This window comes from Mycolicibacter heraklionensis (assembly GCF_001021505.1).
Classification (GTDB): Bacteria; Actinomycetota; Actinomycetes; order Mycobacteriales; family Mycobacteriaceae; genus Mycobacterium; species Mycobacterium heraklionense.
In genome coordinates, this window is sequence record NZ_LDPO01000002.1 from 282,298 (window position 1) to 308,764 (window position 26,467).

The 26,467-nt window shown below is 68.2% G+C and carries 20 protein-coding genes; 6 read left to right on the plus strand and 14 right to left on the minus strand.

The features are described 5' to 3' along the window. Window positions 1-7 precede the first annotated feature (7 nt). The 7 genes from ABW16_RS04680 to mutA all read right to left on the minus strand — a co-directional run bounded on the left by ABW16_RS04680 (window position 8) and on the right by mutA (window position 14,972). Window positions 8-5,335 (minus strand): type I polyketide synthase, encoded by a 5,328-nt coding sequence (locus ABW16_RS04680; RefSeq protein ID WP_082133955.1) that lies wholly within the window; start codon window positions 5,333-5,335, stop codon window positions 8-10. 40 nt (window positions 5,336-5,375) lie between these two features. Further along, window positions 5,376-7,133, minus strand: coding sequence for an AMP-binding protein (locus ABW16_RS04685; protein WP_047317961.1), 1,758 nt, complete (start codon window positions 7,131-7,133; stop codon window positions 5,376-5,378). Window positions 7,134-7,699: 566 nt separating this feature from the next. Continuing rightward, window positions 7,700-8,416, minus strand: coding sequence for a thioesterase II family protein (locus tag ABW16_RS04690; protein WP_047317962.1), 717 nt, complete (start codon window positions 8,414-8,416; stop codon window positions 7,700-7,702). Window positions 8,417-8,454: 38 nt separating this feature from the next. Further along, entirely contained in the window at window positions 8,455-9,720 is a 1,266-nt protein-coding gene (gene lipL / locus ABW16_RS04695) for an esterase/beta-lactamase LipL (protein WP_047317963.1), read from the minus strand. 60 nt (window positions 9,721-9,780) lie between these two features. Then, window positions 9,781-10,770, minus strand: a complete 990-nt coding sequence (gene meaB, locus ABW16_RS04700) for a methylmalonyl Co-A mutase-associated GTPase MeaB (RefSeq protein WP_047317964.1) — start codon at window positions 10,768-10,770, stop codon at window positions 9,781-9,783. Continuing rightward, entirely contained in the window at window positions 10,771-13,059 is a 2,289-nt protein-coding gene (scpA, locus tag ABW16_RS04705; RefSeq protein WP_047317965.1) for a methylmalonyl-CoA mutase, read from the minus strand. Window positions 13,060-13,064: 5 nt separating this feature from the next. Then, entirely contained in the window at window positions 13,065-14,972 is a 1,908-nt protein-coding gene (mutA, locus tag ABW16_RS04710) for a methylmalonyl-CoA mutase small subunit (RefSeq protein ID WP_047317966.1), read from the minus strand. Window positions 14,973-15,140: 168 nt separating this feature from the next. Between mutA and ABW16_RS04715 the strand changes: the two genes are divergently transcribed. The 5 genes from ABW16_RS04715 to ABW16_RS04735 all read left to right on the plus strand — a co-directional run bounded on the left by ABW16_RS04715 (window position 15,141) and on the right by ABW16_RS04735 (window position 19,604). Further along, window positions 15,141-15,902: a TVP38/TMEM64 family protein gene (locus tag ABW16_RS04715; protein ID WP_047318129.1), complete on the plus strand. Its 762-nt coding sequence runs from the start codon at window positions 15,141-15,143 to the stop codon at window positions 15,900-15,902. An 81-nt stretch (window positions 15,903-15,983) separates the two neighbouring features. After that, complete coding sequence (locus tag ABW16_RS04720; RefSeq protein WP_047317967.1) at window positions 15,984-16,283, plus strand: FeoA family protein; 300 nt, start codon at window positions 15,984-15,986, stop codon at window positions 16,281-16,283. Further along, window positions 16,280-18,193: a ferrous iron transporter B gene (feoB, locus tag ABW16_RS04725; RefSeq protein WP_047317968.1), complete on the plus strand. Its 1,914-nt coding sequence runs from the start codon at window positions 16,280-16,282 to the stop codon at window positions 18,191-18,193. Before ABW16_RS04720 ends, feoB begins: the two co-directional genes overlap by 4 nt. Beyond that, on the plus strand, window positions 18,190-18,756 hold the full coding sequence (locus tag ABW16_RS04730; protein WP_047317969.1) for a NifU family protein: 567 nt from the start codon (window positions 18,190-18,192) through the stop codon (window positions 18,754-18,756). The genes feoB and ABW16_RS04730 overlap by 4 nt, the downstream gene beginning before the upstream one ends. A gap of 167 nt (window positions 18,757-18,923) precedes the next feature. Continuing rightward, window positions 18,924-19,604, plus strand: coding sequence for an MIP/aquaporin family protein (locus ABW16_RS04735; RefSeq protein ID WP_047317970.1), 681 nt, complete (start codon window positions 18,924-18,926; stop codon window positions 19,602-19,604). A gap of 22 nt (window positions 19,605-19,626) precedes the next feature. Here the strand turns inward: ABW16_RS04735 and ABW16_RS04740 are convergent, their stop codons facing one another. From ABW16_RS04740 to ABW16_RS04750, 3 genes are read right to left on the minus strand one after another with little or no spacing between them, the layout of a single operon-like run. Continuing rightward, the gene (locus ABW16_RS04740; RefSeq protein WP_047317971.1) at window positions 19,627-20,010 is read right to left on the minus strand and encodes a DoxX family protein; all 384 of its coding nucleotides are present in this window, start codon (window positions 20,008-20,010) and stop codon (window positions 19,627-19,629) included. Further along, complete coding sequence (locus ABW16_RS04745) at window positions 20,007-21,155, minus strand: SPFH domain-containing protein (protein ID WP_047317972.1); 1,149 nt, start codon at window positions 21,153-21,155, stop codon at window positions 20,007-20,009. Before ABW16_RS04745 ends, ABW16_RS04740 begins: the two co-directional genes overlap by 4 nt. A 14-nt stretch (window positions 21,156-21,169) precedes the next feature. Continuing rightward, window positions 21,170-21,604 (minus strand): NfeD family protein, encoded by a 435-nt coding sequence (locus tag ABW16_RS04750; protein WP_047317973.1) that lies wholly within the window; start codon window positions 21,602-21,604, stop codon window positions 21,170-21,172. 79 nt (window positions 21,605-21,683) lie between these two features. Between ABW16_RS04750 and ABW16_RS04755 the strand changes: the two genes are divergently transcribed. Continuing rightward, a complete protein-coding gene (locus ABW16_RS04755) occupies window positions 21,684-22,523 on the plus strand; it encodes a hypothetical protein (protein WP_047317974.1) in 840 nt (279 codons plus the stop codon). A 222-nt stretch (window positions 22,524-22,745) separates the two neighbouring features. On the opposite strand, the gene ABW16_RS04760 is transcribed toward ABW16_RS04755, so the two are convergent. Genes ABW16_RS04760 through ABW16_RS04775 form a run of 4 tightly spaced genes read right to left on the minus strand, consistent with a single transcriptional unit; the run spans window position 22,746 to window position 26,451 of the window. Continuing rightward, a complete protein-coding gene (locus ABW16_RS04760; protein WP_047317975.1) occupies window positions 22,746-23,786 on the minus strand; it encodes a ferrochelatase in 1,041 nt (346 codons plus the stop codon). Continuing rightward, window positions 23,787-24,596, minus strand: a complete 810-nt coding sequence (gene inhA / locus ABW16_RS04765; protein ID WP_047317976.1) for an NADH-dependent enoyl-ACP reductase InhA — start codon at window positions 24,594-24,596, stop codon at window positions 23,787-23,789. A gap of 32 nt (window positions 24,597-24,628) precedes the next feature. Further along, window positions 24,629-25,387: a 3-oxoacyl-ACP reductase FabG1 gene (gene fabG1 / locus ABW16_RS04770; RefSeq protein WP_047317977.1), complete on the minus strand. Its 759-nt coding sequence runs from the start codon at window positions 25,385-25,387 to the stop codon at window positions 24,629-24,631. Between the two features lie 56 nt (window positions 25,388-25,443). After that, window positions 25,444-26,451: a VWA domain-containing protein gene (locus tag ABW16_RS04775; protein ID WP_047317978.1), complete on the minus strand. Its 1,008-nt coding sequence runs from the start codon at window positions 26,449-26,451 to the stop codon at window positions 25,444-25,446. Between the last annotated feature and the right edge of the window lie 16 nt (window positions 26,452-26,467).

The window sequence follows — 26,467 nt, forward strand, 5'->3', positions numbered from 1 at the left end:
ATTCCCACTAGATCCCGTCCCATCCGGCCGGAGCCGATTCCACGCTGTCGAACAGCTCATTCAAAACACTGTCGGCCGACTCAGGCAGCTCACCGGTGGTGGCCGCCGCGTCGCCGCCGACATCGTCCTGCGGCAGCAGCTTGCCGGTCAGGTGCGCCGCCAGTGCCGCAGTCGTCGGGTGGTTCCACAGCATGGTGGCCGACAGCTCCATGCCGACCAGCGCTTCGATGTCGCGCCGAACCGCCATCGCCATCACGGAGTTCAGACCGAGTTCGGCGAACGGCCGGTCCAGCTGTAGTTCCGCCTCCGACATGCGAAGCTCACGCGCGAGAATGCTGCGCAACCCGACTTCCAGCTCGCTCAGTATCTCATCGGCGGGCAGCTGCGCCCAGTCGCGAGCCGGTCCTGCGTCGCCGGCATCGGCGGCCACCGCGCCCGAGGACGGCAACGGCACCATCACGGCCTGCGCGACGTCATAGTGCTCCACGTGGTCCCAGGCGGCGAAGGCTTCCGCCGGGGTGATGGGCCGCGAGCCCATCCGCTCGAGTTCGTGCAGTACGACATGTGCCTCGGCCCCGAAGCCCAGGCCCTTCCACGCCACCCAGTCCAGGCTGACGCTGTGGCAGCCCAGCTGGTGGCGGGCACGGGCCAAGCCGTCCAGGTAGGCGTTGGCGCTCGCGTAGGCACCCTGACCAGGAACCCCGAACACCGCCCCAGCGGCTGCGGTCATGAAGAAGAAGTCCAGGCTTCCGGGCGGGAAGAGCTCGTTGAGTACCTGGGCACCTGCGACCTTGGGCCACAGTGTGTCGCGGAGCCGCTCGGCGTCGACCTCGGTGAGCAGTTGGCCTTCGGTGATACCGGCGGCGTGGATGATGCCGCGGATCGGCGGGGCGCCGGCGGCGTCGCGCCGGGCCAACAGGTCGGCCACCGCAGGCCGGGACCCGACGTCGAGAGCGGCCACGTCAACAGTGACGCCGCGCCGCTCCAAGGCCCGAATGGCGGCGATCTTGTTCCGAACGCCGGCCTCGATCTCCTCGGAGTCCCAGTCGCGCCGGGGCGGCAGGGCGCTGCGGCCGGCCAAGACCAGGCGCCGGGCACCGCGGTCGGCCAGCCATCCGGCCATCAGCAGGCCAAGCGCTCCCATGCCGCCGGTGATGAGGTAGGCGCCGTCGGGCTGGCACACCATCGGCTCGCGCTGCGGCGGACCGGAGATCGGCGTGAACGCCGGTGTCAAGAACTGCCCGTCCCGCCACACCAGGATGGACTTGGCCGGCGTGCGCAGGACGCCGGACAGCGCCGCAGCGCATGCGGCTGCATCGGCGGTGTCATCGCTGGGCAGGTCCACCAGCCCACCGCATAGCTGCGGTTGCTCGGCCCGGATCACGCCCGCCAGACCCCACAGGCAGCTTTGCCGCACCGCAGCGGCGGAGGCGGCCTCGTGGACGCCGTGGGTGATGATCCACAGGGCCGGCGGGTGAGTGTCGCGGTCGGCCAGTGTGGCCACCAGGTCGGCCACCTCGCCGGTCAGCCGAGCCGTGCAGTCCAGGTCGGACTCGCCTGCGGGGCCGGGGTCGGCGACGTAGACGACGTTCTGGGCCTCGGTGATCCCGACACCGTGGTGACCGAGGGCGCTCAGTCTGTCGCGCAGACGGTCGGCGGCAGCACCGCCACCGACCACCGTCAGGCTTCCCGGCTGGCCCGGGGCTTGCAGTTCGGCATCCCACGGCTGCCAGTCGATCGCGTGGGCAATCGAGCTCGGGTCGTCGGCCGAGGCAGCCGAGCCCAGCGCCGTGTAGCGCAGCCCGCGGATGTCGACACACCGGGCGCCGTCGGCCGTGGTCACGGCGATGTCGACGATGAGTTCGCCGTCGCCGCCGTCGCGCCGGTGCACAGTGACGCGGGCCCGGCCGTCGGCGGGCGCGTCTCCGAAACGGACATCGTCGACCGCCGCCGGCACCATCAGCTCCGGGTTGGCGTTGTCGACCAGGCGGGCAACGTGCAGCGCGGCGTCGAGCAGCGCGGCCGTGCCGGACTGGGCGGATGCGACGTCGGCATGCAACTCCGTCGCGCCGGCCCGACCCGATGTCAGCGACCACTCGAATGGGCGGCCCTCACTGCCCCAGGTGAGCCACAGCGCGGTCACCGCGTCGTCATCGAAGGAGGTTCCGCCGGGGTTGTTGGTGAGTGTGGAATCAGCAGCGGGCCAACCGGATTCGTTGAGTGGCGTAATCCGGGCGCTGAGGTGTTTGACCCAGCGGGCGGCCGGGTCGTCGGTCACCGATTTCGACGACACCGTCACCGAGTCGGCGTCGGCGACCACCTGGATGGTCCGCGGCCGGTCGACGATGATCGGGTGTTCGAAACGGATGTCGCTGACCGCCGAATGCCCGCTGACCTCGAGCGCGGCGTCCGACAGGGTTTGCAGCAGCACCGACGCCGGGACCAGCTCCACCCCGTTGTTGCGGTGGCTGCCGGGGTAAGGCTTGGTCTCCGGCGACAGCCGGGCTTGCCAGAGGTGGAGGGCCGGTGTACTGCCGACCTTGATGTGGGTGCCCAGCAGCAGGCCCGGTCGGGGCGCGGATTCTGCTGCGGTGATGGAACTTTCGACCATAAGCCAGTGGTGGGTGTGTCGCCACGGGGTGGTCGGCAGTACCGGGTAGGGCCCCGACGGGTGCGGCAGCTCACGAGGGCTCACCGGATGCGCACCGTTGAGATGCTGGTGGAAGGCGACGGTGTCATCACCGTCGCGCACCAAAGTGGCGACGCTGCAGTGCGGCACCCCTTCCAGGATCTCGTCGATGGTGTGGGTCAGGATCGGGTGCGGGCTGATCTCGATGAATGTGCCGTACTTGTCGCCTGCGGCGGCAACCGCCTGGTTCACCCGGGCCGGCTGGCGCACATTGTCGGCCCAGTAGCCGGCGTCGAGCACCGGCGTGGGCCCGAGCGGATCGACCACGGTGGACAGGAACGGGATTTGTGGCATTTGGGGGGTGAGGTCGGCCAGTTCGGCACGCAGTTCATCAAGGATCGGGTCCATGAACGCGGTATGGGAGGCCACTTCCATGTTCACCCGCCGGGCAAACCGCTCACTCGCAGCCACCGCAGCGATCACCGCATCCACATCCGCCGGCGCACCCGCCACCACCGTCTGCCGCGGCGACAAATACCCCGCCACCTCAACACCGGGATACCCCGCCAACAACTCCTGCGTCGCCGCGGCATCCAACTCCAACAACGCCACCGCACCCTGACCGGCCTGGCGCGACATCAACGCCGACCGCACCCCGATCACCTTCAAACCCTGCTCCAAAGTCAGCGCCCCGGCCACCACCGCCGCAGACACCTCCCCCATCGAATGCCCAATCACCGCATCCGGAACCACCCCATAAGACCGCCACAACGCCGCCAACGCCAACTGCAACCCCATGATCACCGGCTGCACCTGCGCATCACCGGAAATCTCCACGCCGTCAGCAATCACCTCACGCAGCGAAAAACCCACCTGCCGAACAAAAACCGGCTCCAACTCATCAACAGCCGCAGCAAACACCGGCTCATCGGCCAACAACCGACGACCCATCCCCACCCAATGCGAACCCTGACCCGAAAACACAAAGACAGTGCCTGGACCGGGCAGCACCGCAGCGGGTTCCACCACGCCTGGTGCGGATTCACCGGCGGCCAGTGCCGTGAGCCCCGCAAGGGCCTGCTCGCGATCGCGGGCGGCGACGGTGGCGAACTTCTGATGGCGGGTGCGGTGATGGTTGAGCGCATGGGCGATGTCGGGCAGCGCGACGTCGGCGCCGTCGGTGGCCATCCACTGCGCGAGCACCCCGGCGGTGGCCGCGATACGCGCCGGCGACTTCCCCGACACCACCAACGTGCTCACCGGCACCGCCGGAGCCGCCGCAGCAACCTCAGCATCTGGGGCCTGCTCCACGATCACATGCGCATTAGTGCCCGACACCCCAAACGAGGACACCCCCGCCCGACGCGGACGCGACACCGCCGGCCAATCCATCGCCCGAGCCGCCACCACAAAGTTCCAGGCCCCGACACCGGCGTTGGGTGTCAACTGGGAGAAGTTCAGATGCCGCGGGATGAAACCCTGCTGCACCGACAACACCGTCTTGATGAACCCGGCAACACCCGACGCAGACTCCAGATGCCCCAAATTGGTCTTCACCGACCCCAACACCAACGGCGCCGAGGAACCCCGCTCACCAAACACCGCCGACAAGGCATCCAACTCAATCGGATCACCCAACGCCGTCCCGGTGCCATGCGCCTCGACATAGTCAATATCGGCCGGCTCCAACCGCGCCGACGCCAACGCCGCCCGCACCACCTTCTGCTGCGCCGGACCCGACGGCACCGTCTGACCCGACGACGGCCCATCCTGATTCACCGCCGAACCCCGCACCACCGCCAAAACCCGGTCACCATCACGCTGCGCATCCGAGAGCCGCTTGAGCACCACCACCCCAGCGCCCTCAGAACGCACATAACCATCAGCGGCGGCATCAAAGGTCTTGCACTGCCCATCCGGGGCCAGCATCCCCCACCGCGAGGTCGCAATGCTGTTCTGTGGGGTCAACATCAAATTCACCCCGGCAGCCAACGCCTGATCCGACTCCCGACGCCGCAAACTCGCACACGCCAAATGAATCGTCACCAACGACGACGAACACGCCGTATCCACCATCATCGCCGGACCATGCACACCCAAGAAATACGACAACCGCCCCGCCGCAAAATTCGGTCCGTTGCCAAACGAGAGGTACGGGTCGGCGTCGCGCGGGCTGAGCTTCTCGGCTGCGAGGACGGCGTAGTCGTTGGTTGTCAGGCCGACGAAAATGCCGGTCTGAGTGCCCCGGATCGCCTCCTTGGTGATCCCGGCATGCTCCAACGCCTCCCAGGCCACCTCCATCAACAACCGCTGCTGAGGATCCATCGCATCAGCCTCACGCGGCGAATAGCCGAAGAACTCCGCGTCAAACTCCGCCGGCTGCCACGACGTCAAAAACCCGCCCTCACGAGAACAAATCGTCCCCGGCACCGAATGATCCGACGAAAACAACGCATCGGCATCCCAACGATCCGCCGGAACCCGAACAATCCCCGAACCCTCATCACACAACAACCGCCACAACGCGGCCGGACCATCCACCCCACCAGGCAGACGACACCCCACACCCACCACCGCGATCGGCTCAGTATCCCCCGCCTCAGCAACCGCCAACCGCGCCGTCAAATCATCAATCTTGCGCAGCGCCTCAGCAACAATCGCCCGACGATCCGGCCCCCCGACCGGCGCAGCACTCTTCTCGCTCAACTCAACCTCCCCGAGAGCCGCGCGAGCAGCTCGTCATCTGTCATACAGACCGAGCAGTAGCATCCAGTCGGTCGAACCCATCACGCTGGTAGATCTCTACGCAGCTGGAACGGCGGATCTTGCCGCTGGTAGTGATCGGGATGGCACCCGGAGACACCAGGACCAGGTCGCCGCTCACCAGGCCGTGCGCCTTGGACAGCGCGGCCGTCACCTTGCGACGTACCTCGGTCAGCCTGTCCAGGATCTCCTCATCGGAACCCCCCTTGTTTTTGAACTCCGCGATCGTAACAAGCTGCTCGGACTGGCTGTTCGGGATGGAGACCGCGGCGACACGCCCACCGGTGATCTCCTGAACGGTGGCCTCGATGTCGTCCGGGTAGTGGTTACGCCCGTCGACGATCAGCAGGTCCTTGATCCGGCCGACGATGTAGAGCTCGCCACCGGAGATGACACCGAGGTCGCCGGTCATGAGCCAGGGCCCCTGCGGCGTCCCCGGCGTCGGGTCGACGAGCTTGCCGCCGAAGGTAGCCTCGGTGGCCTGCTGGTTGTGCCAGTAGCCCGCCGCGACGTTGGGGCCGTGCGTCCAGATCTCGCCGACTTTGCCTTCCGGGTTTTCGGTCTGGGTTTCGGGGTCCACGATACGCACGGTGCAGGCTCGGGGCACACCGCAGCTGACCAGCTCGACGCCACCCTCGGCACCACTCGGCTCGGCCGTACCGGCGGCCAGCTTGGTGTAGTCGAACCGCGCGGTCGGCGGCGGGGTGCCGGGTGTGTTCGACGTCAAGTATACGCTGGCCTCGGCCAGCCCGTAGCCGGGGCGCAGGGCTGCCGGGTTCACGTCGAACTTCCTGAATCGGTCGACGAAGCGTCGCAGCGTCGCGGCGTGGATCCGCTCCGCACCGAGACAGAAGGTGTGCACGTTGGCCAAGGTGAGCCCGGCCATGTCCTCGTCGGAGGTCCGCCGCACGGCCAGCTCGTAGGCGAAGTTCGGCCCACCGGTGAAACCGATGGGAGCCTTGGCGAGCTCTTGCATCCAGCGGGCAGGCTTCGCCAGGAACGCCATCGGGCTCATGTGCACCGTGGGCACGCCCAGGACCAGCGGGTAGATGACGGTGCCGAGCAGGCCCAGGTCGTGGTAGAAGGGCATCCACGACACCAGGTTGAGTCCTTCCGGCGCATTTCCGCCGGTCAGCGCGAAGGTGTCGTCGGCCATCTGCCGCATGTTCGACACGGCGTTGGTGTGGGTGACCATGACGCCGGCCGGGGTCCGGGTCGAACCGGACGTGTACTGCAGGAAGGCGACCTTGGTCTGCGCGGTCGCGTTGGGTGCCGCCAACGGCTCGGAGTCCAGATCCAGGGCGTCGACCTCGATCACCACCGGCGCCTTGCCGCCCAGTCCCTTGATCGAGCTGGCGATGTCACCGACGGCCGCGGAGGTCGTCAGGATTGCGGCCGGAGAGCTGTCCCGTAGTGCCGCCGACACGCGCTCGTCGTGCACACCGAACATCGGCACTGGCAGCGGGACGGCAATCATGCCCGCCTCCAGGGCTCCGTAGAACCCGACGATGTACTCCAGGCTCTGCGGAGCCAGGATGGCCACCCGGTCTCCCGGAGAGGCGCAGGTCGCCAACTCTGCCGCCACTACCCGCACGCGGTTGCGCAGCTGCGACCAGGTCACGGTCTCGCGGTAGCCGGCGGGGTCGACGTCGTAGTCGATGAAGGTGTAGGCAGGCTCGTCCGGCTTGTCCCGTTCCAGGTTCGCCAACAGGGTCGGGATGTGCGTTTCAGTTACCGACATTGCGTTGTCTTCTCCTTATGCTGTCAGGTCCGTGGACCTCACCTGCTGAGTACTTCGGCCCCGTCGAGAGTCGTTGCACTTGCTGTTCGAGCTGACGGTTTCGCTGCGCAAGGTCCCTGCACAGCGGAGGTATGCAATTGGATTAGCGACATTTGGGATGGATCCCCCCGCGGGATGAGATCTGGCGGGCATCCCTAGCGGAGTTGCTCAGCTGGATACGTCAGCCTCAGCGCAGATCGGTTGCTCGCCGTGCCGGGTGGAGACGGGGGCGGGGAGCTCCGAGCGCCGAGATCGCCCGGCCGACACGGCCGGTGCGGATGATTCGACCAACGACACGGGTACCCCTTCTGGATGTTTGGAACCTGCGCTAAAACTCCTTGGACCCCGACATCCCAGGCGTTTCCCTCCCGCGGAGGCTACCACGGACGCGCTGCTGACAGGCAATTTATGGCCCGCGTACAGCGCAAACGCAGCAGATCCGCCATAGTAGCGGAGAAGTCATTTGCGCGCATCACGAGTAACTTCGGCACCAAGTGCCTATTCACATTCCGGGCCGGGCTGGGCGGTCAGCCCTGGCAGTACTGCGCGATCTTCTTTTCGATATCGCCGACCAGTTCCGGCAGGTGTTCGGTGAGGTAGAAGTGGTGACCGGGTGCGGTGAACACCCGCGCGCTGAATTCGGCGGTGGTGCGCTCCGCCCAGGGCCCCACCTTTTCTTCGGTGGCGACGTCATCTTCGTCACCATGGAACGCAAAGATCGGACAGGACACCTTTGCCTCGGGCGGGCAGTCATAGTTCGCGATGGCTTTCAGGCCGCGCAGGGTCGGGAGAATCTTGGCCGCGAACTCCTCGTTCTCCAAGAATTCGGGATTGACTCCCGTCATGGTGCTGACGGCCTCCAGCAGGCCGCGGTCGGACTCGGGGATGTTGTCGTAGCCGGCTCGTCCCGGTGCGCCGGCCGCGGACACGAACAGCGCGGCGATCCGGTGGCCGTCGGCCTCGAATCGGCGCGCCACTTCGAACGCCAACAGCGCACCCATGCTGTGTCCGAAGAAGACGACCGGCCCGTCGGACGGGGCCGGCGGCGCGACTGTCTTGCAGACCTGGTCGGCGAGGTCTTCGATGCTGGTGAAGGCGCCGAGGTCGTGGGTTCCGCCCTTGCCCGGGTACTGAACTCCGATGCGCTTGACATCAGTGGTGAAGGTCTTGGAGAACGGAACGTAGTACTGCGGCGATCCGCCGGCATGCGGGAAGATGTAGAGCTTCGGCGTACGGTCAGTCACTCGGCAACCCTACCGGCGGCACCGGGACCCACGGACCACTAGCCGGTCGCGGCATCCGAAGTTGCGAACGGCTCCCCCAGCTGCGGGATCGGGGTGTAGCCGTGCCGGCGTCCCTGCGCGACGCCCCGGCGGATCAGCGCGGCCGTTCCGACGAAACCGGCGTGGTCGAGCGCCACGAACGGGGTCAGCAGCCGGTTGTGCACGAAGCCGATCGCCAGCCCGGAGGCCGGATCCGCCCAGCCCATGGAACCGCCCAGGCCGACGTGACCGAATCCGGGCAGCACCGGCCCGAACGGGATCGCGTGATAGCCCAGGTGGAACGCCAACGGAACCCCGATGGTGCGGTCCAGCTCGATGGTCCGCGGGCCGGTCAGGCCCGCCACCAGCCGGCGCGACAGGAGCTGGGTGCCGTCGATCTGCCCGCCGTTGGCCAGTGCGCCGTAGAGGCGGGCCAGCCCGCGAGCCGTGGCCACCCCGTTGAGTGCGGCGGCCTCGGTGTCCAGGAAGGGGATGCCGCCGCGGACGGTGTCCATCACCCCGGGGAAGTAGAAGGCGCCCAGGCCCCCGTACCTCAGCGTCGCGGCAGCCCGGGGCGCCAGCAGGTCCACGATCGCGTTCCGCCGGCTGCGCTGGGGCATGATGATCTCAGCGGCGACGGTGGGCGCGTCGGCGGGCGGCCGGCCCAGGTGCAGTCCGTCGATACCCAGCGGCCCGGCCAGCTCGGTGCGGAACAGCTCACGCATGCCGACACCGGTGACGGCCCGGGCCAGCCCGGACACCAGCCAGCCGTAGGTCAGCGCGTGATAGGCGGGTTTGCCGCGTTCGGGTCCCGGCGCCGCGGCGGCCATCCGGGCTTCCATCGTCACGTGGTCCAGCAGGTCTGACCTGCCGGCACCGTTGAGGTGGGTCAGCCCCGCCCGGTGGCCCAACAGCTGGCGGACGGTGATCGCGCCTTTGCCGTTCGCACCGAACTCCGGCCAGTACTGCGCCACCGGCACGTCGTAGTCGATCAGTCCCCGGTCGACCAGGCGGTGGATGACCGTGGAGGCCGCACCCTTGGTCGCCGAGAACACCATCGCGCCGGTGTCGGCCGACCACGGCACCTGTCCCGCCCGGTCCGACCACCCGGTCCACACGTCCACGACGGGCTGTCCGTCGAGGTAGATCGCCAGCGCCCCGCCACCGAAGCGGCGGCCCGGGAACATCGCGGCGAAGGCGCGCACAGCGCAGGCGAAGTTCGGGTCGGCCGCGCCGTGCACGTTCGCCGGAAGTCCTGACCGGCGAACGTTGAGATGCTGCGTCATGGTTGGGAATCTACCGCGCCGACCATCGGACGTAAGTCGGATTACCGCACGCGCGTGCCACTAATCCCAGATGGCTCCGAGGATTCGCTGGGCGGCCAGCGCGGGGGTCAGTTCTCCGCTCAGTACCTGCTGCTCCACCTCGGCGCGTACTTCACGCACCGCCGGGGACGACAGCGCGCGTTCGAGCACCGCGTCGCGCACCAGCTGGCGGGTCCAGTCCACCTGCTGCGCCCGGCGGCGGGCGTCGAACTCGCCGGCGTCGATCAGCGTCTGCCGATGCCGCTCCACGGTGGCCCAGAATTCCGACAGCCCGGTGCCCTCGATCGCACTCATCGTCAAAACCGGTGGACGCCAAAGAGTTTCACGGGGGTAGATGAGTCGGATCGCGGCCGACAACTCCCGGGCGGCCATCCGCGCCTCGGCCAGGTGCTTGCCGTCGGCCTTGTTGACCACCACGATGTCGGCCAGTTCCAGCACACCCTTTTTGATGCCCTGCAACTGGTCGCCGGTGCGGGCCAGCGTCAAGAACACGAAGGTGTCGACCATGTTGGCGACCGTGACCTCGGACTGGCCGACGCCGACGGTTTCGATGAGGATCACGTCGAAACCGGCGGCCTCCAACAGCACCACCGTCTCGCGGGTGGCCTTGGCGACGCCGCCCAGGGTGCCCGACGTCGGCGACGGCCGGATGTAGGCGCGTTCGTGCGCTCCCAACCGCTGCATCCGGGTCTTGTCCCCCAGGATCGACCCACCGGTGCGTGTCGACGACGGGTCCACGGCCAATACCGCCACCCGGTGGCCTTGCTCGATCAGGTACATGCCGAGCGCTTCGATGGTGGTCGACTTGCCCACGCCGGGAACGCCGGTGATGCCCACTCGCCGGGCCCCGCCGGCGTCCGGCAGCAAGGCCAGCAGTAGTTCCTGCGCCTGCTGCCGGTGGTCGGCGCGGGTGGACTCGACCAGGGTGATAGCCCGGGGCAGCACGGAGCGGTCGCCGGAGCGCACCGCCGCCGCCAACTCGGCAACGGTGTCAGACACGTTGTCGGCCATCTATTTCTGGTCTGCGGCCGGTTCTGCCTGGTCGGCGAGCTCGTAGCCTCGCCGGGACGCGAGGGTCTTCAGCAGATCCACCGCGGCGTCGGCGATCACGGTGCCGGGCGGGAAGATCGCGGTCGCCCCAGCGGCATAGAGCTCGTCGAAGTCGCCGGGCGGGATGACTCCCCCGACCACGATCATGATGTCGGGCCGGCCCACCTGCGCCAGCGCGTCGCGCAGCGCCGGTACCAGTGTCAGGTGCCCGGCGGCCAGCGACGACACCCCGACCACGTGCACGTCGTTGTCGGCAGCCTGGCGCGCCACCTCGTCGGGGGTGGAGAACAGGGCGCCGACGTCCACGTCGAAGCCGATGTCGGCGAACGCGGTGGCGATCACCTTCTGGCCGCGGTCGTGCCCGTCCTGGCCCATCTTGGCCACCAGGATGCGGGGCCGGCGACCGTCGGCCTCGGCGAACTTCTCGACCAGGGCGGTTGCGCTCGCGATGTTGCTGCCCTTTCCGACTTCGTCACGGTAGACGCCAGAGATCGTACGGATCTCGGCCTGATGGCGACCGTAGACCTTCTCCAGTGCATCGGAGATCTCGCCGAGGGTGGCCTTGGCCCGGGCGGCGTCGATAGCCAAAGCCAGCAGGTTGTTACCCAGTCCATCCTCCCCGGCCGGTCCAGTGGCCCCAGCCGCCCGGGTCAGCTCGGCCAACGCGGCCTGGCAGGCCGCCTCGTCGCGCTCGGCGCGCAACTGCTGGAGTTTGGCCAGCTGTTCGGCGCGCACCCGGCTGTTCTCGACCTTGAGCACCTCGATCTCTTGGTCTTCGGCGACCTGGTACTTGTTGACGCCGATCAGCGGCTGGCGCCCGGAGTCGATCCGGGCTTGAGTGCGCGCGGCGGCCTCCTCGATGCGCAGCTTCGGAATCCCGTCACTGATGGCCTGGGCCATACCGCCGTGCGCCTCCACCTCCTCAATGTGCGCTCGGGCCCGCTGCGCCAACTGATGGGTCAGCCACTCCACGTAATAGGAGCCGCCCCACGGGTCGATGGGCCGGGTGGTGCCCGACTCCTGCTGCAGCAGCAGCTGGGTGTTGCGGGCGATGCGGGCGGAGAAGTCGGTGGGCAGCGCCAGCGCTTCGTCGAGGGCGTTGGTGTGCAACGACTGGGTGTGGCCCTGGGTGGCGGCCATCGCCTCGATGCAGGTACGCGCAACGTTGTTGAAGACGTCCTGGGCGGTCAGCGACCATCCCGAGGTCTGCGAATGCGTGCGCAGGGACAGCGATTTCGAGCTCTTCGGGTTGAACCGCGCGACCAGCTCACTCCACAGCAGCCGGCCCGCGCGCAGCTTGGCGACCTCCATGAAGAAGTTCATCCCGATGCCCCAGAAGAACGACAGCCGGGGCGCGAACTTGTCGATGTCCAGACCGGCGTCCAGACCGGCCTTGATGTAGTCCACTCCGTCGGCCAGCGTGTAGGCCAACTCGAGATCCGCTGTGGCACCGGCCTCTTGGATGTGGTAGCCGGAGATCGAGATCGAATTGAACTTCGGCATCTTCGCGCTGGTATAGCCGAAGATGTCGGAGATGATCCGCATCGACGGCTTCGGCGGGTAGATGTAGGTGTTGCGCACCATGAACTCTTTGAGGATGTCGTTCTGGATGGTGCCCGCCAGTTTCTCCGGCGGCACCCCCTGCTCCTCGGCGGCCACCACGTACAGCGCCAGGATCGGCAGCACGGCACCGTTCATGGTCATCGAGACGCTGACCGCGCTCAGGTCGATCCCGTCGAACAGTTGGCGCATGTCCAGGATGGAGTCGATTGCCACCCCGGCCATTCCGACGTCACCCTGCACTCGGGGATGGTCGGAGTCGTAGCCGCGGTGGGTGGCCAGGTCGAACGCCACCGACAGACCCTTCTGACCGGCCGCGAGGTTGCGGCGGTAGAACGCGTTGGAGTCCGCCGCGGTCGAGAACCCGGCGTATTGGCGGATCGTCCACGGCTGGTTGACGTACATCGTCGGGTAGGGCCCGCGCACGAACGGCGCTTCACCGGGGAAACTGTCCAACGGGTAACCCTCGGCGACCGCGGTGGAACGGTCGGCGGCGGTGTACACCGGCTTGACCACAATCCCTTCCGGGGTGTGCCATTCCAGCTGCTCGGGTGTGTAGCCGTGCGCGGCCGCGGCGGCGGCGACGTGCTCGGCGACCGCGCGCTCGGTGACCGGCTCGGACCGCCGGTCGCCGTGCAGCGCAACCTCGGCGAAGCTGCCGAGTGTGCCGTGTGAGGTGCTCGTGGTCATGGCTCTCAGGCCCCCAATTGAGTCAGTAAGTCCGACAACGCCTGCACCGCATCGATTTTCATGGTCAGGTAGTCGTCGGGCTTCGGATCGGTGTCGGAGTTGCCGGCTAATGCCTTGGCCGGCCCCGCCAGGTAGACCCGGTCGACTCCGGCGGTACGAGCCGCCCCGATGACCGCGGCTGCTTCGGCCCCGTAGCGGGCATCGCTGCCGCACAGCACTGCCACATCGGGGGAGCCGGCCTCCGCGACAGCCGTGGCCACCCGCTCGGCGTCCACTGTGCCAGGGTTGATCACCGCGATGCCACCGGAGGCCAGCAGGTTGGCGGCGAAGGTGGTCCGAATGTTGTGTTCGGCCATCGGCCCCAGCGGCAGCAGTAGCACCTCCGGCCGCGCGCCGGTGCGCGCCAGGTAGGCGTCGGAGCGGTCACGCAACGCCTCGAACTGCGCCGCATAGCGCCGAACACCGGCCGGGGCTTTCTGCGTCGCAGACGGCGGCAGGGGCGGCTCATCGAGGTTCGGGTACTCGTTGACCCCGGTGATCGCGCTGCGCCGGTGTGCGATGTCGTCGGCCCGGGCGGCGGCAACCTCAGCGATCCGCTCACCGATGTGCTCGCGGGCGGCGGTGAATCCGCCGAGTGCCTCGATCTCCTGGAACTGCTGCCACGCCTGCTGCGCCAACTGTTCGGTGAGGTCTTCGACGAACCATGACCCGCCGGCCGGGTCCAGCACCTGGCCCAAGTGCGACTCCTCGAGCAGCAGCAGTTGGGTGTTGCGCGCGATCCGCCGCGAGAACGTTGCCGAGGTGCCGGGCTGTCCGCCCGGAATCACCGTGTCGAACGGCCACACCAGCACGGTGTCCGCCCCGCCGACACCGGCGCCGAAGGCGGCCAGGGTGGTGCGCAGCATGTTCACCCATGGGTCACGCTGCGTCATCATCGCGCACGATGTCTCAGCGTGGACGATGGCGGCGCCCGCTTCCGGCGCCCCGGCCACCTCGGTGACCCGCGCCCAGAGTTGGCGCGCCGCGCGAATCTTGGCGATCGTGATGAATTGGTCGTCGTCGGCGGCGATCCGGAAGCTGATCTGGCGGGCGGCGTCGGCGATCGACAGGCCGGCGTCGGTGAGCAGGCGCAGGTAGGTCACGGCCGCGGCCAACCCGGCCGCCAGTTCCCCGGTCGCACCGGCGCCCAGGTTGTGCAGGGCCGGGCCGTTGACGGCGATCGCGCGCACCCCCGGCTGCCCGACTGCCCGCGACGCCACCGCGATCACTTCGTCGACCGCCGGCGCCGCGCGATCCACCAGCGGCGCGGTCAACGGGTCGGCGCCCAGATCGACCGACAGGTTGGCGCGGTTGTCTGGGTCAAGCGCGTCGACCAACGCCAGCATGGTCTCGGCGGCGGCGCTGTAGTCGCCGGCTCCCGCCCCGTCCAGGAGCACCGGAACCAGGTCCAGGTAGACGTCGTCGAATACTCGCCGCAGCTCGGCGGCCGGCACGCCCGCATCGCCGACCTTCAGGGTCAGCGCGCTGACCCCGTCGGTCAGGGCGCTCAGGACGGCGCCGTTGGTGTCGGCCGCCGATGCCGAACCGTCAGCGGGGAAGACCTCGGCGACCTTCCATCCGGTGTTGACGTCACGCCGGGCGTCGGCACCGCGCACGTAGGGCCAGTCACCCGGTAACGGCGGCTCCGGCAGCGCATCGAACGCGGTGTAGAGCGCACGGATGGCGAATCCGCCCTGCCCGGCCAACCCCTCCACTGGAGTGTCCAACAGGCGCTCGGGCTCACCGCTGGTCTCGGCCTCGATATCGGCCGGCTCGCGGCGCGCGCTCTTGGCCAGCACCCCGGCCACGGCGGCACGCCAGCGGGCACGGGCCTGCTCCATGCCGGCGGGTTCGGCGGACACGTCGATTGACACCGGCGACTCCTGTGGTTACTCGCGAGTAGCTGTTGAATCGCTACCCGACATGTGTCAACCAGGCTAAATGATGCCGATCGGGCGAGCCGGGTGAGGTGTACCGAGCGAAGAAACTCCGTCTGAGCGACGCGAAGAGTTCACCCCCGGCCCGTAGTCTTGGATGCCGTGATGCCCGCCGCGACCCGAGTCCCGCAGGCGCTGCGCGGCGCCTGGTCGGCCTTCATCGCCACCGCGCGCCAGGTCGCGCTGCGGCGGCTGGCATTGACGACGGCAGCAATCCTCACCCTGGTCGCGGTTGCGCTGCTGGTCCCGGTGCCCACCGCTGTGCAGGTGCGGGACTGGGCGCAGACGGTGGGGCCGTGGTTTCCGTTGGCGTTTCTGGTCGCGCACACCGTTGTCACGGTGTTCCCGTTCCCGCGGACCGCATTCACGCTGGCCGCCGGTCTGCTGTTCGGCCCGTGGCTGGGCGTGGTGCTGGCCGTGGTGGCCAGCGCGCTGAGCGCTGTGGGCGTGCTGGTTCTGATGCGGGTGTTCGGTTGGCAGTTGAGCCGGGTGGTGCGTCATCCGCGGCTCGACTCACTGGACGCCCGGCTTCGCCGACGTGGCTGGCCGGCGGTGGTGTCACTGCGGTTGATTCCGGCGATCCCGTTCTCGGTGATCAACTACGCGGCCGGGGCCTCGGCGGTGCGGCTGGCGCCCTACACGGTGGCCACCCTGGTCGGGTTGCTGCCGGGTACCGCCGCGGTGGTGGTGCTCGGCGACGCCCTGACCGGTGAGGTGAGCCCGCTGCTGTTCGCGGTGTCGGCGTGCACCGCCGCAGTCGGGGTGGCGCTGCTGGTCTACGAGGTGCGCTCGCACCGTGCGCACCGCCCCGCGGCCGGTCCCGAAGCCCACGAGCTCGACCCGGCCGACGCAGTCGCCATCGGCTGACCGCGGCAAATCGTCCGATGACGTAACCGGACAATCAGGCGTACCTTGCAACAGTAAGCCGATCTAACGTTAGGGCGTCTGATGCGCAGGTGGCGGCGGCGATCGTCGCGGGGAACCGAATCGGCGACCGTGCTCGCCGACTTGGCTCCGGGCCAGCAGGCCACCATCACCGGTGCCGCGCCGCATGCCTCGCAGGCGGTGGCAAACCGGCTGCGCCAGCTCGGATTCCGCCCGGACGCCCGCGTTGATGTGATCCGCCGGGCACCGCTGGGCGATCCCACCATCTACCGCGTGCAAGACACCGAACTGTGTCTGCGGCGCCGCGAAGCCCAGCTGATCGAGATCGACCCGGAAATCGATGCCTCCGGCGGCCGGCGATGACCGACTGCCACGACGGCATGGCCACTACCGTCGACGTGACGCACGCACAGCGGATAGCCCTGGTCGGCAGCCCGAACGCCGGCAAAACCAGCCTGTTCAATCACCTGACCGGGCTGCGCGCCAAGACCGGCAACTATCCGGGCGTCACGGTAGGGCGCAGTGTCGGGGTGGTGACCGTCGGTGATGTCGACGTGGCGGTCGAAGACTTGCCCGGCACGTACAGCCTGGACCCGATCAGTCCGGACGAACAGGTTGTCGCCGACGTGTTGGGCGGCGGGATCAACGGGATCGGCCGGCCCGACGCGATCGTGTTGGTCGCCGACGCCACGACGCTGCGCCGCTCGATCACCTTGGTGGGCCAGGTGCTGCGTCTGGACCTTCCCACCGTGCTGGTGCTCACCATGACCGACGAATTGCGTTCGCGCCGAGGTGGAATCGCTATGGACGCTCTCGCCACCGCGTTGGGGGTGCCGGTCGTTGCCGTTATCGCCAACCGCGGTTCCGGCATCGAGGGCCTACGCGCACTGCTGGGAACCAGTGACACCTGGCCGCGGCCTGCGGTACTGCCGCCGCCGGAGGCCGACGCGCTCGACGCCTGCGGCGCCTCGGTGCTGACCGCCGCTGAATACGTTGCCCCGCATCGGGATCAGCGGACCACCCGGATCGACGGATTGGTACTGCACCCGATATGGGGCATCGTCATCTTCTTCGCGGTCATGTTCGCGTTCTTCCAGGTCATCTTCACCCTCGCTGCCCCGCTGCAGGACCGGATCGCCGCGGGACTCGGCTGGCTGGGATCGCAGGTCAACAGCCACCTCGGCGGCACGGTGCTCGGTGGCGTGATCGGCGATGGTGTCATCGGCGGTGTCGGCACCGTCTTGCAGTTCATTCCGCAGATTGTGTTGCTGTTCTTGCTGATTGCACTGCTGGAAAACATCGGCTACATGTCGCGTGCCGCGTTCCTGATGGATCGTGTCATGGCCAGAACCGGGCTGGAGGGTCGCGCGTTCGTGGCCATGCTTTCCTCGTTCGCCTGCGCGGTCCCCGGGATCATGGCGACACGGACACTGCCGTCATCGCGTGACCGGATCGCGACCATCATCAGTGCGCCGTTGATGACGTGCTCCGCGCGGCTGCCGGTCTACACCCTGCTCGTAGGGCTCCTGGTGGCACCGCAGACGCGTTGGTGGGGCTTCAGCGCGCAGGGTGTCACCATGTTCCTGCTGTACCTGGGCGGTGGTACCTCGGCGCTGCTGGCCGCGTCGGTGTTCAAGTCGACGATTCTGCGCAGCGACCTGCTGCCGTTCACCATGGAACTGCCGCCGTATCGCTTTCCGTCTCCCACCGCCGTTCTCATCGCGATGTGGAATGCGGCGAAGATCTTCTTGCGCAAGGCCGGAACCGTCATCTTGGCCACATCGCTGGTGCTGTGGGTGTTGATGAATCTGCCCACCCGCGGCGCCGAGACGGCAGCGCTGCCGCCACCCGATGCCGCCGCCTACGTGCTGGACCACAGCTACGCCGCCGGCGTCGGCAGGGCGATCGAGCCGGTTTTCGCACCTCTGGGCTTCGACTGGCGCACCGACATCGCGCTGGTCGGGTCGCTGGCGGCGCGGGAGGTGTTCGTGTCCACGCTCGGCCAGGTGTCGGCGGCGACCAACCCCACCGCCCCGCACCAGGCGCTGGTGTCGATGACCGACGACAACGGCCAGCGGGTGTTCACCGCGCCGACGGTCATCGCCCTGATGGTGTACTTCATGTTCGCGCTGCAGTGCATGTCCACCGTCGCGGTGATGCGCCGGGAGACCAATTCCTGGCGGTGGCCTGGCTTCGCTTTTGGCTACATGTTCGTCCTGGCGTGGGTGATGGCATTCGTCGCCCGGTCGATCGCGTCGGGCCTGGGCGCATGATCCCCATGCATGCGGTGGCGACCGACGACCCGCAACGCACGCGGTGGGTGGTCGACCACGACCGTCTGCCCGCAGCGGGGCGGGTACGGCACGCCCCCGGCCGGCTGGGTGCGTTGCGGGACGCCGGAGTGATCGACGAGCTGACGGTGGCCGGGTCCGAGATCGCGATCACGCTGAGCCCCCAGCAGAGTTGGCGAGCCCGTGGCGAGGAGATCCGCGCCGCACTTGACGAAGCTCTTCGGGAGCCGGCGGGCTGGCGAGTGGAGCCGTCCGAACGCACCAGCGAGATGGCGCGGGCGGCCGAGGAACTGCTCAGTGGGCCGATCGGCGAACTCGCCGCGTCGCACGGTGGGGCGATCGAGCTTGTCGGTGTGACCGGTGACCAGGTGCGGGTGCGGACGTCCGGAGCCTGCCACGGCTGTCTCGCGTCGGAATCGACGCTCTACGACCGACTGCAACGCGAACTTCGCCGCCGATTCGGTGACCAGGTCACGGTCTCGGTGGCGAACACCTCGACAGCGGTATCGGTCGGCAAGAAGCTTCTGACGTTGTTCGTCCGCTGAGCGCTGGCAAACAACACAAAGCCCTCGTCAATCCAGCAACAATTCGGTGTATAAGCGTCCATAAATAGCGAGCCGAAGACCCGTCCCCCGTTAAAGTCTTCCTTAGTGCCATGTGCTGGCACAGCACAAATTGGACAGGTGCTCGACGGATTGAAGGGACCGGATCAATGGCTGATCGGAACGCCGCGGTGCGCAAATATTTGACCGAAATGATCGGCACGTTCGTTTTCATGTTCGCTGTGCTCGGCATCGTCTTGTCCGGCACCGAATGCGTCGCCGCCACCGCGCTGGGCATCGGCTCGGTGCTGATGGTGATGGTGTACGCCAGTGGGCACATCTCGGGCGGCCACCTGAACCCGGCCGTCTCAGTGGCCGCGTATTTGCGGGGTGCACTGCCATTGGGTGATCTGGGGCCCTACATCGTTGCGCAGTTGGTCGGTGCGCTCGCAGCGTTCGGGGTGGGATTCGGGTTGTGGCACGACAAGTACGCCAGCGGCACTCTTGATCTGACCGGCACCGTCTGGCCGGCATTCTTAGCCGAATTGGTATTCACATTCGCGTTGTGCTACGTCGTTTTGCACACCGCGACGAGCAAAGACAGCGCCGGCAACAGCTTCTACGGTCTGGCGATCGGGTTCGTGGTGACCGTCGGCGTGGTGGCGGTCGGCGCCATCTCGGGCGGCGCGTTCAACCCGGCCATCACCTTCGGCCTGATGCTGTCGGGGATCTTCGCCTGGAAGTTCCTCTGGGTGTACCTGATCGCCCAGCTGCTCGGCGCGGTCGTGGCTGCCTACGCCTACAAGGCGACCACCCTCGACGAGCACACGACCGCCTCCCGCAGAGGGTAGAAAACCCCCAAATAACCCGAAGCTACGACTCCAGGGCCCGTACCCCGCCCCCGGCGGTGTGCGGGCCCTGGACCGTCATCGCGGCGAACACCAGCAGCAGCACCACCGCGGGCACGATGTTGGCGACCCGGTTGCGCACCCGCAGGTGGATGCCCAGCGCCCCGGCGAAATACAACGTCAACAACCCGGTGGTGACCCGGGCGACACCCGGAAAGCGGAACACCGATGCCAGTCCCAGGGCGGTGGCGGCCTTGGCCACCGGGACCGCCCAGCGGACCTCGTCGGGAATCCGCATGGCATCCATGTTCTTGGCGACGTAGGGCACCGGGATCGCCGACGCCACGGCGTCACCCGCCAGAAACGCAGCCAGCGCCGCGTAGGTTGGCCGTGCCGTCAGCGCACTCACGCCAGTCCGGGGTCGAGCTGCGGTGGCAGCACCCCGCCCTCGACCGGCTTGCGGGCATCCGCCTCGGCTTTGGCGACCGCCTGCGCGATCGCCGGATCGGTCTTGGTGGTGAACCAGTCGGCGACCTCGTCGCTGTCGTCCGCCGACTGGGCCGGGTGATCATCGACGGGCGAGGGTTGGTAGCGGAAGACGCCGTCCTCGCCGGGAGCACCCAGCAGCTTGGTGAACCCTTGCAGGGCGGTACCGAAATCACTGGGCACCACCCACACCTTGTTGGCCCCACCGCGCGCCATCTCCGGCAACACCTGCAGATACTGGTAAGCCAACAACTCAGGCGTGGGCCGGCCGGCCTTGATCGCCGCGAAAGTCTTCTCAATCGCCTTGGCCTGCCCCTGCGCCTGCAGGTACGCGGCGGCCCGCTCACCCTGGGCCCGCAGCATCCGGGACTGCCGTTCGCCCTCCGCAGCCAGGATCGCCGCCTGCTTGGCTCCCTCGGCGGTCAGGATCTCGGCCTGCTTCTCCCCCTCGGCCTGCTTGATCGCAGCTTCCCGCTGACCCTCGGCGGTCAGGATCATGGCCCGCTTCTCCCGGTCCGCCTTCATCTGCTTCTCCATCGACGCCTGGATCGACGGCGGCGGATCGATGCTGCGCAGTTCCACCCGGGCCACCCGCAGACCCCAGCGCCCGGTCGCCTCGTCGAGCACACCGCGCAGCTGGCTGTTGATCACCTCACGGGAGGTCAACGTCTGCTCCAGCGTCATGCCGCCGACCACGTTGCGCAGCGTGGTGGTGGTCAGCTGCTCCACACCGACGATGTAGTTGCTGATCTCATAAACCGCGGCTTTGGGGTTGGTGACCTGGAAGTAGACGACGGTGTCGATGTTGAGGGTCAGGTTGTCCTCGGTGATCACCGGCTGCGGGGGGAACGACACCACCCGCTCACGTAGGTCGATGCGGGCCCGCACCCGGTCGATGAAGGGGACCAGCAGGGTCAGCTGACCACTGACGGTGCGGCTGTAGCGGCCGAGTCGCTCGATCACCGCCGCCTCGGCCTGCGGGATCAGCGCGACCGACTTGGCGACCACGATCACCGCGAACACCACCAGCACGGCCAGCAATAACAGCCCGGTTGTGACGCCTTCCATGACGATTCCTTTCTTTACAGGATCTTGCCGACCACCGCGGTAGCGCCGTCGATATGCATCACGGTGACCTGCTCACCCGGTTCGAAGACGTCGCCGTCGGTGAGCGGGCGGGCGGTCCACACCTCGCCGTTCAGCTTCACCCGGCCGCCATGCTGTTCGACGCGGTCGAGCACCAGGGCGGTCTTGCCCTGCAGTGCCAGCACCCCCGTTTCGGCGCCCGTCCCTGCCCACAGCCGGCGGCGCAGCGCGGGGCGTACCAGTGCCAGCAGCAGCACCGACACCACCAGGAAGACCGCACCGTCCGTCCAGAGCGGCCAGTTGGTCAGGGAGCTGGCGGCCGCCGCCGACAGCGCACCGCCGGAGAGCATCAGCAGGAACATGTCGCCGGTGAGGGCCTCGGCTCCTGCGAGCCCGAGTGCGAAGACCAACCAGATCAGGGCAGTCGGCATGCGGCCAGGATAGCCCGAGAACCGCCTGAACCTGTGCGGTCCGGCAGCGACAGCGCGGGCAACTACACTGCCTTGCATCATGTGGTGCCCGAGTACTTCGCTGTCGGTGTGGGCCAACGCCTGGCTTGCCGGCCGGGCCGCACCCGATGACGTGTTGGACGCACTATCGGCCTGGGCGCCAGTGCAATCGGTGGCCGTCTATGACGCGATCAGCATCGGCGAGTCCGGCCTGGCGTGGGCCGGCGGGACGGACGGCGGCGCGGCGGCACTGCTGCAGTTGGTGCGCGGCGCGGGACCGTCGGCCGCCGGGGACGGCATTCGACCGGTGTTTCCGGTCCCCGGCGACGTCCGCGGACTGCCGGCCGGGACGATCTTTGCGCAGGAGGCGATCCTCGCCGGTGAGGCCGTGCTGATCGGGTCGTCTGACGCCTCGCCCCCGATCGGGCTGGTGCCGGCGTACTCGGAAGACGCCGACGCCGGCGAGGACTACGCCGCCGAGCTGTGCTGGACCGTGTTCCCGCTGACCAGCTTGCCGGCGAGCGAACAGCACAATCTCGGTGACGCCGAATACGCGTTGCGGTCGGCGGTGCGGACAGCCGCCGAAGCGCTGGGTTCCACCGGCTCGCGCTGGGCCGACTACGGCGTGGAGGATCCGCGCCTGCGGGTGGAACAGATGGTGGAAGCCGTGCTCCTGCACCGGATTCCGGACCATGCGCCGAACCGTGCGGTGCGTGTTCTGCACAGCGCCGCCCACGTCGAGGCGATCATCACGGTCAGCGCCGACCTGCTGACCGCCAGCGCCCAGTCATCCGCCGCGGTGCAGCGCGCCGCGGATGCGGTTGCGCCGCTGACGGCGGTGGTGCGCTCGGCGCGCAGCGCCGCCGTGACCGAGATTCTGCACTCGGCCTGGCGGGCGTAGTGCACCGTCGGTGAAGACGGAACCGGGTTGGGGTGGGCCGCGCCCCGGCCGAACCATGGAGATCGTTGCCCGCCTCTGAGCGACACCTGGCAGCCGCACGCCCCCGTACCGCGTCGTTGTCGCTCTAAGGCGGGCAACTCTCCTATCGCTCTATTCCGGCGCCATCAAACCCGCCCACAGCACCGGGACCATGACGGAATCCGGGCACGCCGACCTAGCGGCCTACCTGGACTTCGAGGACACCGGGCCCACGTCCGCGACGCAGTGCGATGAACCGCACGGCGCCCCGTTCACGCCGAAGCCGCAACCCAGTTCCGCCGGACCGGCGACACGTACGGGTGCGGTGCCGTCGCGCAGTTCCTCGACCAGGCCGCGGGCCAGCCGGGCCAGCCGCCGATCGGCGTTCGGGGTGGCCGCTCGCGCGTAGGCGATTCCAGCCGCCTGCGCCCGGGTCCGGACTTCGTTGTCGAGATCCCAGACCACCTCGATGTTGTCGCTGAGAAAGCCGATCGGACACAGGATCACAGCGCGCACGCCGGCGTCGGCCAGGGCCGCCAGGTGTGCCTCGATGTCAGGTTCCAGCCAGGGCACCTGCGGCGGCCCCGAGCGCGACTGCCACACCTGGTCGTAGTCGCGGTAGCCCGCAGCGGCCGCCACCAGACTCGTCGCGTAGGCGACCTGGCGACTGTAAAGCTGCGGGCCGTAGCGTGCGTCGGTGCTCACCGGGATGGAATGCGCGGTGAACACCAGCCGGGCGGTCTCCCGCAGACCGGCCGGCAGGCTGTCGGCGGCCGTGGCAATCGCCTCGGCGAACATCGCCACGAACAACGGGTGGTCGAAGTACTGGCGCAGCTTCACCAACTCCGGTGCCCGCTCCCCGACCGCCCGCCGCGCCCGGGCGATGTCCTCGGCGTACTGGTCACAGCCCGAATATCCGCCCCAGGCCGAGGTCGGGAACACCGCGGCGCGTCGTACGCCGTCGGCCGCCATCGCCGCGACGACGTCCTCGGCGTAAGGCTCCCAGTTGCGGTTGCCGAAATACACCGGCAGGCCGGGCATTTCGGCACGCATCGCCTCAGCCAGCGCGCGGTTGATCCCATTGATCGGCGACACGCCACCGAAATGCAGGTAGTGCTCGGCGACCGCGTCGAGCCGGGCCGGCGGCACGCCACGCCCCCGAGTGACGTTCTCCAGGAACGGCCGCACCTGCTCCGGGCCTTCGGGTCCGCCGAAGGACAGCAGCAGGACGGCGTCGAGCTCCATCTAGAGCAACTGGGTGTGCGCGCCACCGTCGGCGTAGACGACCGTTCCGGTGGTGGCCGGCAGCCAGTCGGACAGCAGCGCGCAGACGGTCTTGGCCACCGGCGTCGGGTCCTTCATGTCCCAGCCGATCGGGGCCCGCTGGTCCCAGCCCTCCTCCAGCAGCCGAATCTGCTCGCCGGCGCCCTCACCGAGGGCACCGCCCACGATGGCGCTCATCGCCAGCGTCCGGATCGGCCCGGCCGCAACCAGATTCGACCGCACGCCGACCTTGCCGGCCTCGCGCGCCACGAACCGGTTCACCGACTCCAGGGCACTCTTGGCCACCGTCATCCAGTTGTAGGCCGGCATCGCCCGCGTCGGGTCGAAGTCCATGCCCACAATGCCGCCGCCGGGGTTCATGATCGGCAGCGTCGCCTTGGCCAGCGAGGCGTAGGAATAGGCCGAGATGTGGATGCCCTTGGCGACGTCCTCGTAGGGCGCGTCGAAGAACGGGTTGATACCCATGCCGGTCTGCGGCATGAATCCGATGGAGTGCACCACACCGTCGAGCTTGTTGCCTTCGCCGATCACCTCGGTGATCCGGGCGGCCAGGGTGTCGAGGTGCTCGCTGTTCTGCACGTCGAGTTCGAGCAGCGGCGCCGGCTCCGGCAACCGGTCGATGATCCGCTGGATCAGCCGCAGCCGGTCGAAGCCGGTGCACACCAGCTGCGCGCCGGCCTCCTGCGCCACCTTGGCGATGTGGAACGCGATCGAGGAATCGGTGATGATCCCGGTGACCAGGATCCGCTTGCCTTCGAGAATGCCTGCCATGAAAAGTCCCCTATCTTGAACTGAACGAGTCGCTAGTGGCCCATGCCCATGCCGCCGTCGACGGGGATGACCGCGCCGGCGATGTAGCTCGCGTCCTCAGACGCCAGGAAACTGACCGCACCGGCGACCTCCTCGGCGGTGCCGACCCGCTTGGCCGGGATGAAGTCCAGCGCACCCTCCTGGATCCGCTCGTCGAGGGCTCGGGTCATCTCGGTGTCGATGTAGCCGGGCGCAACGACGTTCGCGGTGACGCCGGCCTTGGACAGCTCACGAGAGATCGACCGGGCCATGCCGATCAAACCCGCCTTGGCCGCCGCATAGTTGGCCTGGTTGCCGATCCCCCACATGCCAGAGACCGATCCGATGTAGATGATCCGGCCGAAGCGCTTGCGCTGCATGCTGCGCGACGCCCGCTGGGTGACCCGGAAGGCGCCGGTGAGGTTGGCGTTGATGACCTCTTCGAAGCGCTCCTCGGTCATCCGCATCAGGAACGCGTCTTTGGAGATGCCGGCGTTGGCCACCAGCACCTCCACCGGGCCCTGGTGCTCCTCGACCTCTTTGAACGCCCGGTCGACGGCGTCGTTGTCGGTGACATCGCACACCACCCCGAACAGTCCCTCAGGGGCGCCGGAACCGCGGTGCGTCACCGCCACCTTGTGGCCGTCGGCGGCCAGTCGCCGCGCGATCGCCAGTCCGATGCCTCGGTTTCCACCGGTGACGAGGACCGAACGCGACACGAACGCGGGCTTGACGGGGTTTTCAGCGGATTCTGCGGCATCTGTCACCGGCATAACCTATCGAATCGACCCGTTGACTCCGCGCTGAGGGCGCGGGCCACTCGTGCGGCCTAGGCGGGCAGCCGTCGGTTGAGCAGCAGTGCCGCCAGTGCGGCCAGCGCCAGGACGAACGCGCCCAGTCGCAGCCAGCCGGTGCTGGCGTCACCGCGGATGGTCTCGAAACCGATCTGGTCCTGCAGCGTGGAGTACACCTCTTTGAGCTGCTGCAGGCTGGAGGCGGTGTAGGCGCTGCCGCCGGACAGGTCGGCGATCTTCTTCAGTGAGTCATCGTCGACCGGCACCGGTTGACGCTGCTCGTTGATCTCGACGTAGCCGTAGGCCGTGCCGAACGAGATCGTCGAGACCGGCACCCCCTGGTCCTTCGCGGTGCGCGCCGCGGTGAACGCCCCCTTCGGATTGTCGGGGTTGGACGGCACAGTCTCCTTACCGTCGGAGAGCAGCACAATGCGGGCCGGCGGCGGGGTGTCGCCGCCGCCGATGACGGCGCCCACGGTGGCGATCGCCTGCAATGCGGTGAAGATGCCCTCACCGGTGGCGGTGCGGTCCGCCAGTTGCAGCTTGTCGATCGCGGCCTTGGTGGCTTCGCGGTTGGTGGTCGGCGACGTCAGCACGGTCGCGGTGCCGGCGTAGGCGATCAACCCCAGGTTGATGCCCGCCGTCAGTTCGTCGGCAAACTGCTTGCCGGCTTCCTGCGCGGCCGCCAGCCGGCTGGGGGCGACGTCGGTGGCCCGCATCGACTGCGAGACGTCGATCACCAGCATCACCACCGCGCGGTTGCGCGGGATCCGGACGTCGTGGGTGGGGCCGGCCATCGCCACGGTGAACAGCAGCAACGAGCTGATCAGCAGGATCGCCGACAGGTGTCGCCAGCGCGTCGGCGATTTGGGCGCCACGCTCTCCAGCAGCTCCATGTTGGCGAACCGCAGGATCCGCCGATGCCGCGCCACCTGCACGAGGATGTACAGCGCGACCAGGCCCAGGATCACGAACAAATACAGGAAGAACCACGGGTGCGCGAAGCCCGACAGCGTCATCGGCCCGAGGAGCGGCAATGTCATAGCAGACCTGTCTTTT

Bases quoted from the DNA above. Each gene is read 5' to 3' on its own strand.
- ABW16_RS04685 (WP_047317961.1), bottom strand. From the start codon at position 7,133: ATGTCGGTAACTGAAACGCACATCCCGACCCTGTTGGCGAACCTGGAA.
- lipL (WP_047317963.1), bottom strand. From the start codon at position 9,720: ATGACGCAGCATCTCAACGTTCGCCGGTCAGGACTTCCGGCGAACGTG.
- meaB (WP_047317964.1), bottom strand. From the start codon at position 10,770: ATGGCCGACAACGTGTCTGACACCGTTGCCGAGTTGGCGGCGGCGGTG.
- scpA (WP_047317965.1), bottom strand. From the start codon at position 13,059: ATGACCACGAGCACCTCACACGGCACACTCGGCAGCTTCGCCGAGGTT.
- ABW16_RS04715 (WP_047318129.1), top strand. From the start codon at position 15,141: ATGCCCGCCGCGACCCGAGTCCCGCAGGCGCTGCGCGGCGCCTGGTCG.
- ABW16_RS04720 (WP_047317967.1), top strand. From the start codon at position 15,984: ATGCGCAGGTGGCGGCGGCGATCGTCGCGGGGAACCGAATCGGCGACC.
- feoB (WP_047317968.1), top strand. From the start codon at position 16,280: ATGACCGACTGCCACGACGGCATGGCCACTACCGTCGACGTGACGCAC.
- ABW16_RS04730 (WP_047317969.1), top strand. From the start codon at position 18,190: ATGATCCCCATGCATGCGGTGGCGACCGACGACCCGCAACGCACGCGG.
- ABW16_RS04735 (WP_047317970.1), top strand. From the start codon at position 18,924: ATGGCTGATCGGAACGCCGCGGTGCGCAAATATTTGACCGAAATGATC.
- ABW16_RS04745 (WP_047317972.1), bottom strand. From the start codon at position 21,155: ATGGAAGGCGTCACAACCGGGCTGTTATTGCTGGCCGTGCTGGTGGTG.
- ABW16_RS04750 (WP_047317973.1), bottom strand. From the start codon at position 21,604: ATGCCGACTGCCCTGATCTGGTTGGTCTTCGCACTCGGGCTCGCAGGA.
- ABW16_RS04755 (WP_047317974.1), top strand. From the start codon at position 21,684: ATGTGGTGCCCGAGTACTTCGCTGTCGGTGTGGGCCAACGCCTGGCTT.
- ABW16_RS04760 (WP_047317975.1), bottom strand. From the start codon at position 23,786: ATGGAGCTCGACGCCGTCCTGCTGCTGTCCTTCGGCGGACCCGAAGGC.
- inhA (WP_047317976.1), bottom strand. From the start codon at position 24,596: ATGGCAGGCATTCTCGAAGGCAAGCGGATCCTGGTCACCGGGATCATC.
- fabG1 (WP_047317977.1), bottom strand. From the start codon at position 25,387: ATGCCGGTGACAGATGCCGCAGAATCCGCTGAAAACCCCGTCAAGCCC.
- ABW16_RS04775 (WP_047317978.1), bottom strand. From the start codon at position 26,451: ATGACATTGCCGCTCCTCGGGCCGATGACGCTGTCGGGCTTCGCGCAC.